Below are 588 nucleotides of genomic sequence, written 5' to 3'. Positions count from 1 at the left end.
CCAACTGCTTCTGATTTATGTGATACCGATGTTTCAAATATCACTAAAGTAAGCGGACAATTTATAGCTTCTGAAGGATGCGCAAATTCTGGAACTTATACTAACACTTGGACAGTAAAAGATGACTGCGGAAATACTTCTGATACTTTTACACAAATCATTACCATTCAGGATACAACTGCTCCAACCTGGACAACACAAGCGGGATCTTTAAACCAAACTGTTGAGTGCAGTAATGCTGAAGCTTTAACTTCGGCGCAAGCCTTATTCCCAACTGCTTCTGATTCTTGCGATGCTAATGTTTCTAACATTACTAAAGTAAGCGGGCAGTTTACTGCTTCTGAAGGATGCGCAAATTCTGGAACTTACACCAATACTTGGACGGTAAAAGATGACTGCGGAAATACTTCTGATACTTTTACACAAATCATTACAATTCAGGATACAACTGCTCCAACTTGGACAACGCAAAGTGGTTCTTTAAACCAAACTATTGAATGCAGTAATGCTGAAGCTTTAACTTCAGCGCAAGCTTTATTCCCTTCTGCTTCCGATTTATGCGATGCTGATGTTTCGAATATAACTAAA

The 588-nt window shown here is 38.9% G+C and carries 1 pseudogene; it reads left to right on the top strand.

The window, feature by feature from the left end:
- Positions 1-588: pseudogene (locus APR43_RS24585) on the top strand (hypothetical protein); the annotation flags it as partial.

This window comes from Flavobacterium sp. NLM, from assembly GCF_002210235.1.
GTDB classification, from domain to species: Bacteria; Bacteroidota; Bacteroidia; order Flavobacteriales; family Flavobacteriaceae; genus Flavobacterium; species Flavobacterium panici.
This window is presented reverse-complemented; position numbering and strand designations above follow the sequence as displayed.